Source organism: Variovorax sp. 20P10.2.4 (assembly GCF_058244205.1).
Genome location: NZ_JBZAYE010000401.1, coordinates 1 through 6,887, shown reverse-complemented (window position 1 = coordinate 6,887; position 6,887 = coordinate 1). Strand labels below are relative to the sequence as shown.

The 6,887-nt window shown below is 71.2% G+C and carries 6 protein-coding genes; 3 read left to right on the top strand and 3 right to left on the bottom strand.

Features of this window, described 5'->3' with window-relative positions; all coding sequences use genetic code 11:
* Together AC27VN_RS28305 and AC27VN_RS28300 are read left to right on the top strand one after the other, a co-directional pair.
* On the top strand, positions 1-862 hold an 862-nt coding region (locus AC27VN_RS28305; RefSeq protein ID WP_490878687.1), incomplete at its 5' end, for an alpha-2-macroglobulin family protein.
* A 29-nt stretch (positions 863-891) separates the two neighbouring features.
* On the top strand, positions 892-2,526 hold the full coding sequence (locus AC27VN_RS28300) for a GMC family oxidoreductase (RefSeq protein ID WP_490878686.1): 1,635 nt from the start codon (positions 892-894) through the stop codon (positions 2,524-2,526).
* Positions 2,527-2,533: 7 nt separating this feature from the next.
* On the opposite strand, the gene tetR is transcribed toward AC27VN_RS28300, so the two are convergent.
* Positions 2,534-3,190, bottom strand: a complete 657-nt coding sequence (gene tetR / locus AC27VN_RS28295) for a tetracycline resistance transcriptional repressor TetR (RefSeq protein WP_490878685.1) — start codon at positions 3,188-3,190, stop codon at positions 2,534-2,536.
* A 92-nt stretch (positions 3,191-3,282) separates the two neighbouring features.
* Between tetR and tet the strand changes: the two genes are divergently transcribed.
* Positions 3,283-4,485, top strand: coding sequence for a Tet(A)/Tet(B)/Tet(C) family tetracycline efflux MFS transporter (gene tet / locus AC27VN_RS28290; protein WP_490878684.1), 1,203 nt, complete (start codon positions 3,283-3,285; stop codon positions 4,483-4,485).
* Positions 4,486-4,503: 18 nt separating this feature from the next.
* Here tet and AC27VN_RS28285 read toward each other — a convergent pair whose 3' ends face one another.
* Positions 4,504-5,568: an ABC transporter substrate-binding protein gene (locus AC27VN_RS28285; RefSeq protein ID WP_490878683.1), complete on the bottom strand. Its 1,065-nt coding sequence runs from the start codon at positions 5,566-5,568 to the stop codon at positions 4,504-4,506.
* Between the two features lie 64 nt (positions 5,569-5,632).
* A complete protein-coding gene (locus AC27VN_RS28280; protein WP_490878682.1) occupies positions 5,633-6,814 on the bottom strand; it encodes an NAD(P)/FAD-dependent oxidoreductase in 1,182 nt (393 codons plus the stop codon).
* Between the last annotated feature and the right edge of the window lie 73 nt (positions 6,815-6,887).

Below are 6,887 nucleotides of genomic sequence, written 5' to 3'. Positions count from 1 at the left end.
CGACGAGCCGGCGCTGCACTGGTGGTGGTTCATGTGGAGCGGCGACAGCACGGCCGCGCGCATGGCGCTGCTGGCGCAGCAATGGGCGCGCACCGATGCGGCCTGGAAGGCCGATGCGCCGCTGATCGTGCAGGGCCTGGTCGGCCGCCAGAGCGCGGGCCGCTGGAGCACCACCACCGGCAATGCCTGGAGCACCGTGGCGCTGCGCAACTTCCAGCAGCAGTTCGAGGCCGGGCCGGTCGACGGCGTCACGCGCGCGGCGCTGGGCCGCGCGACGCGCGAGGCCGCCTGGACCGATGCGAAGGCGCCCGACATGCTGCTGCCCTGGCCCGCACAGGGCGCGCAAGGCACGCTGCAATTGCGCCACGAAGGCGGCGGCAAGCCCTGGGCCGTCGTCAGCGCGCTGGCCGCGACGCGCAATGCGCAGCCGCTCGCGCACGGCCTGTCGGTGCGCCGCAGCGTCACGCCGGTGGAGCAGAAGCGCAAGGGCCGGTGGTCGGTGGGCGACGTCTATCGCGTGCGGCTCGATCTCGAATCCACGGCCGCGCAGACCTGGGTGGTGGTGCGCGACGCCGTGCCCTCGGGTGCCAGCCAGCTCGGCCGCGGCCTGGGCCGCGAGAGCAGCCTGGCGCAGCAGGGCGAGACGCAGGGCGGCTGGACCTGGCCCAGCCACGTCGAGCGCGCCACCGACAGCTGGCGCGCCTATTTCCGCTACGTGCCGCGCGGCCACTGGCGCGTGGAGTACACCGTGCGCCTGAACAACGCGGGCGAATTCAGGCTGCCGCCCGTGCGCGCCGAGGCGATGTACGCGCCCGAGGTCTTCGGCGAGGGCGTGCCAGAAACCATGACCGTCCAACCTTGAGAGAACACGCTGGAAGAAAGAAAGCAAAGATGAGAGACAACGACACCACCTTCGACTACATCGTCATCGGCGCCGGCACCGCCGGCGCGCTGCTCGCGAACCGGCTCAGCGCCGACAAGGACAAGCGCGTGCTGCTGGTCGAGGCCGGCCGCAAGGACGACTACCACTGGATCCACATCCCGGTCGGCTACCTCTACTGCATCGGCAACCCGCGCACCGACTGGCTCTACAGCACCGAGCCCGACGCCGGCCTCAACGGGCGCGTGCTGCGCTATCCGCGCGGCAAGACGCTGGGCGGCTGCTCGAGCATCAACGGCATGATCTACATGCGCGGCCAGTCGCGCGACTACGAGCAGTGGGCCGCGCTCACCGGCGACGAGGACTGGCGCTGGCAGAACGTGCTGCCGGCCTTCAAGAAGCACGAGGACTTCTACCTCGGCGCCGACGAGATGCACGGCGCGGGCGGCGAATGGCGGGTCGAGAAGCAGCGGCTGCGCTGGGACATCCTCGACGCCTTCGCGGCCGCCGCGGTCGAGGCCGGCGTGCCGCACACCACCGACTTCAACCGCGGCAGCAACGAGGGCGTGGGCTACTTCCAGGTCAACCAGAAGAACGGCTGGCGCTGGAACACGGCCAAGGCCTTCCTGCGGCCCACCTGCTACGGCCGGCCCAACTTCGAGCTCTGGACCGGCGCGCAGGTCTCGAAGCTGGTGATCGAGCGGCTCGCCGACGGCACGCAGCGCTGCACCGGTGCCCGGATCTGGAACGGCCACGAGATGGTGACGGCGCACGCCACGCGCGAGGTGATCCTGAGCGCGGGCAGCATCGGCTCGCCGCAGATCCTGCAGCTCTCGGGCATCGGCCCGGCCGAGCTGCTGCGCCAGCACGGCATCGAGGTGGTGGTCGACGCGCCCGGCGTCGGCGCCAACCTGCAGGACCACCTGCAGATCCGCGCGGTCTACAAGATCGACGGCGCGCCCACGCTCAACGTGCTGGCCTCGTCGCTGGTCGGCAAGGCGCGCATCGGCCTCGAGTACCTGCTGAGCCGCAGCGGCCCGATGAGCATGGCGCCCTCGCAGCTCGGCGCCTTCACGCGCAGCTCGCCCGACCGCGAGTGGCCCAACATCCAGTACCACGTGCAGCCGCTGTCGCTCGATGCCTTCGGCGAGCCGCTGCACGCCTTCCCGGCCTTCACCGCGAGCGTGTGCAACCTCAACCCGACCAGCCGCGGCACGGTGCGCATCCGCTCGAAGCGCTTCGAGGACGCGCCCGCGATCGCGCCCAACTACCTGAGCACCGATGCCGACCGCAAGGTGGCGGCCGACTCGCTGCGCGTGACGCGCCGCATCGCCGAGCAGCCCGCGCTCGCCAAGTACAAGCCGCAGGAATGGAAGCCCGGCGTGCAGTACCAGAGCGACGAGGACCTCGCGCGCCTGGCCGGCGACATCGCGACCACCATCTTCCATCCGGTGGGCACCACCAAGATGGGCGCCGACAACGATCCGATGGCGGTGCTCGACGCGCGGCTGCGCGTGCGCGGCGTGCAGGGCCTGCGCGTGGTCGATGCGGGCGCGATGCCCACGATCACGAGCGGCAACACCAACAGTCCCACCTTGATGATGGCGGAGAAGGCGGCGGGCTGGATTCGCGCCGAGGCGCGCTGAAAGAGCCTCAGCGCCGCGGCGCCGGACCGCGCCGTTTCGCCTGCGGGGCCTGGGCCGCCAGGCGCACCTTCGCCCCCTCGAGCATCAGGTCCACCCCGATCTCGAACAGCGCATCGGGCCCGGCCGCGCGGTAGGTCGCGAAAGCCTCCGCCAGCAGCGGCCGCGAGGCCGCGGCGGCATCGAGCGTCTGCTGCTGCATCGCGGCGTCGGCCGGCGTCGCCTGCTGCTCGAGCACGCAGCCCACGGTGTAGCGACCCAGCGCGATCAGCAGGGTCATCGCCTGCGCGGGCGGCACGCCCAGGCGCACCACGGCCGCGAGTTGGGCCTCGACCATGTCGAGGTCGCCCGGGTCGGGCTCGGAGCCCGCATGCAGGCGCGCGCCGTCGCGCCGCGCCAGCAGCGCACGCCGGAAGCTGCGCGCGTTCTCGCGCAGGAAGCTCTCCCACGATTCGTCGGGCAGCGGCAGCTTGCGGTGGTGGCTGCGGCGCAGGATCTCACCGTTCATCGCGTCGAGCAGCGCACGCTTGTTCTTGAAGTGCCAGTAGAGGGCGGGCTGCTGCACGCCGAGCCGCTCGGCCAGGAGCCGGGTGCTGAGCTTGTCCATGCCGACCTCGTCGAGCAGCGCGAGCGCCGCCTGGAGGATCACGTCGCGGTCCAGTTTCATTCAGATGTCGTGCTTGCCGGGTGTCGATCCGGGAGGGTACTTCACGGCCTGGAATTTATCGCTGATAATTCCTTATCAACGATAAATTAACCATGTCTTCCATTTCCCTCCCATTCGCCGGAAACCGCCACGCGCAGGCAGTGATCCTGGCGATCGTCACGCTCGATGCCATCGGCATCAGCCTGGTCATGCCGATCGTGCCGAGCCTGCTGCGCGAGGTCGGCCACAGCGGCGAGCTCGGCTGGCACTTCGGCGCCTTCCTCTCGCTCTACGCGCTGATGCAGTTCGTCTGCGCGCCCGTGCTCGGCGCGCTCAGCGACCGCTTCGGCCGCCGGCCGGTGCTGCTGATCTCGGTGCTGGGCGCGGCGATCGACGCGCTGTTCATGGCCTTCGCGCCCTCGCTGTGGCTGCTGTTCGTGGGCCGCGCGATCGCCGGCATGACCGGCGCGAGCATGGCCGTGGCCTCGGCCGCCATCGCCGACCTCACGCCCGAGCACCAGCGCGCGCGCTGGTTCGGCCGCATGGGCGCCTGCTTCGGTCTGGGCTTCATCGCCGGGCCGGCGCTCGGCGGCGTGCTGGGCGACCATGGCGTGCGCCTGCCCTTCATCGCGGCGGCCGTGCTCAACGGCCTGACCTTCCTGGTCGGCCTGCTGGTGCTGCGCGAATCGCGGCCGCCGGCGCTCGCCTCGCAGCCCTTCGACCGCGGCGTGCTGCATCCGCTCGCGCCGCTGCGCTGGGCCGCGAGCTTTCCGGCGCTGCTGCCGGTGCTCGGCGTGTTCCTCGTGCTGGTGCTGGTGGGAGAGGTCGCGGGCACGACCTGGGTGCTCTACGGCGAGGACCGCTACGCCTGGAACGCCAGCATGGTCGGCATCTCGCTCGCGGTCTTCGGCCTGCTGCAGGCGCTGGTGCAGGGCTTCGTCGCCGGGCCGCTGGTCGAGCGCTGGGGCGAGCGCACGGCGATCGCGGTCGGCACCATCGCCGACGGCACCGGCTATGCGCTGATCGCCTTCGCCTCGCACGGCTGGATGGTGCTGGCGCTGCTGCCCTTCCTGTGCCTGGGCGGCATCTGCGCGCCCGCGCTGCAGTCCACGCTGTCGGCGCGCGTGGGCGAGGCGCAGCAGGGGCGGCTGCAGGGCGTGCTCGCGAGCATCGCCAGCCTGGCCTCGGTGTTCGGCCCGCTGCTGATCAGCCCGCTGTACTTCGCGTTCCGCGCGCGCTTCCCGGGCATCGTGTGGCTGGCCGGCGCGGTGCTCTACCTGCTGTGCCTGCCGGTGCTGCTGCGCCGCACGCGCTGAGCACCCTCGCCAGCGCGGTCACTTCTCGATCGACTTGTTCCAGCGCGCGTTCCAGGCCGGCCGGTTGGCGTTGATGCTCTCCCAGTCGATGGTGACCGCGGTCTTCATCCACTGGTTGATCTCGGCCACCTGCGTCGCGCCCTCGCCCACGGCCGGCGCCTTGGGGTTGGTCGGGATCTGCGCGCCGTACTGCAGCACGTTGGCCTGCGCCAGCGGGCTCAGCAGGAACTCGGCGAGCTTCTGCGACAGCTCGGGCTCGCTGTTGTTGGCGATCACGCACTGGCCCACCATCAGCACCACCGCGCCTTCCTTGGGCGGCGCGTATTCCACCGGAATGCCCTTGACCTTGAGCGCGGCCACGGCCGTCGGCGTGAGCGGGAAGATCGCGGCCTCGCCGGTCTGCACCATCTCCGAGAGCTTGGCCGAGCTCGGGATGTACTCGAGCACGTTCGGGCCGATGGTGGTGGGCCAGGCCTTGAAGCCGGGTTCCACGTTCTTGTCGTTGCCGCCCTGGATGCGGTTGAACATCAGGAAGCCGTGCAGCCCGAAGGACGAGGACGACATCGACTGGAACACCACCTTGCCCTTGAACTTCGGATCGGCCAGGTCCATCCACGAGGTGGGCGCGGCCCAGCCCTTCTCCTTGAACATCTTCGCGTTGTAGGCCAGGCCGGTCATGCCCAGGCTCACGCCGCTGGCCATGTCGTCCTTGAAGCGCGCGGCCGGGTAGATCTCGGCCAGCGAGGGATTGGGCTTCTGCTTCTGGCACAGGCCCATGCCGATGGCGCGCACCATGATGCCGTCGTCGAGGAACATCACGTGCATCTGCGGCCGGTCCTTGTTGGCCTGGGCCTTGGCGAGGATGTCGGAGGAGGTGCCGGGCACCACCACCACCTTCGCGCCGTAGAGCTTCTCGAAGGCCGGGAAGACGTACTGCGTGTACGCCTTCTCCATCGTGCCGCCGTTCATGCCGATGTAGAGCGTCTTCGTCTGCGCGTGGGCCGCGCCGCCGAAGCCCGCGAGGGCGGCCGCCGCGGTGGCGGCGAAGGTGAGGAAAAAGGAAGTGCGGTCGCGTCGTGCCATGGTGGGACTCTCCGTTCAGTGTCGAGGGTGGATCTGCGGTTACGGTGGGTTGCTCTTGTCGTGTTCAGTGCGAGGCCGATGCGGCGGCTTCGACGGGCCGCTCGGCCTTCGTGTCGGGAAAGAAGCGCTCGATCGCGAAGGCCTCGATCGGCGTGGTGCTGCGGCCGTCGCGCGCCAGCTCGGCCAGCACCTCGCCCGCGGCCGGGCCGATCTGGAAGCCCGCGCCCGCGAAGCCGAAGCCGTGGAACAGGCCGGGCGTGGTGCGACTCGGCCCCAGCACCGGCTGGCGGTCGGGCAGGTAGCCCTCGGTGCCGCTCCAGGTGCGGATGAAGTGCGCATGCGCGAGCCGCGGCAGCAGCTCGATCGCCTGCGCCGACAGCGCGGCGATGGCATCGCGCTCGGAACGCGCGCGCTCGGCATCGAGACCGATGCCCGCGCCGCCGCCGAGCACCAGGTTGCCGCGCGCGACCTGGCGGCAGTAAATGCCGCCGCCCTCGACGCCGAGGCTCCAGTCCATGAAGAATGGCAGGGGCTCGGTCACCGCCATCGCGGGATGGCCCGACTGCAGCGGCACGGCCTCGCCGAAGTGCGTGGCGATCGGACCCGACCAGGCGCCCGCGCAGTTCAGCAGCACCGGCGAGCGCACCTCGAGCGTGCCCTCGGCATGCGTGGCGCGCAGCCGGAACAGTGTGCCGTCGTGCGCGACCTCGTCGACGCGGTGGCGCTCGAACACCTGCGCGCCCGCCTGGCGCGCCGCGAGCGCGAAGGCCGGCGACACCAGCCGCGGATTGGCCTGCCCGTCCTCGATGCACAGCGAGCCGCCGAGCGCGCGCGCGCCGAGCCAGGGGCAGTGCTCGCGCAGCCGAGCGCCCGTCACCAGCTCGAGCCCGAGGTCGAAACCGGCGTCGCGCACGCTCGCGCGGTAGCGCTCGAGCGCGGCCATGTCGTCCTCGCTGCGGCCGATCTTGAAATGGCCCGAGCGCTGGTACTCGCCCTCGGTGCCGATCAGCTCGCCGAGACGGCCCCAGATGCGGTGCGCGCGCTGCGCCAGCGGCAGCTGGCTCAAGGGCCGGCCCTGGCGCCGCACGCCGCCGTAGTTGACGCCGCTGGAGCGCGAGCCGCAGAGGTCGCGCTCGAGCAGCACCACGTCCATGCCCATGCGCCGCAGCGCGAGCGCGGCCGACGAACCCACGATGCCGCCGCCGACGATCGCCACGTCGCAGCGCAAGGTGCGGGTGGTGCTCATGGGCGCGCTCCCTCGGCGGCAGCCTGTGTGACGAGCCGGATCGGTATCGGCTTGACCGGCGCCTGCCCGCGCA

What these genes read in the sequence shown, in the direction of transcription:
- tet (WP_490878684.1), top strand. Translation starts at nt 3,283, where the DNA reads ATGTCTTCCATTTCCCTCCCATTCGCCGGAAACCGCCACGCGCAGGCA.
- AC27VN_RS28280 (WP_490878682.1), bottom strand. Translation starts at nt 6,814, where the DNA reads ATGAGCACCACCCGCACCTTGCGCTGCGACGTGGCGATCGTCGGCGGC.
- AC27VN_RS28285 (WP_490878683.1), bottom strand. Translation starts at nt 5,568, where the DNA reads ATGGCACGACGCGACCGCACTTCCTTTTTCCTCACCTTCGCCGCCACC.
- AC27VN_RS28300 (WP_490878686.1), top strand. Translation starts at nt 892, where the DNA reads ATGAGAGACAACGACACCACCTTCGACTACATCGTCATCGGCGCCGGC.
- tetR (WP_490878685.1), bottom strand. Translation starts at nt 3,190, where the DNA reads ATGAAACTGGACCGCGACGTGATCCTCCAGGCGGCGCTCGCGCTGCTC.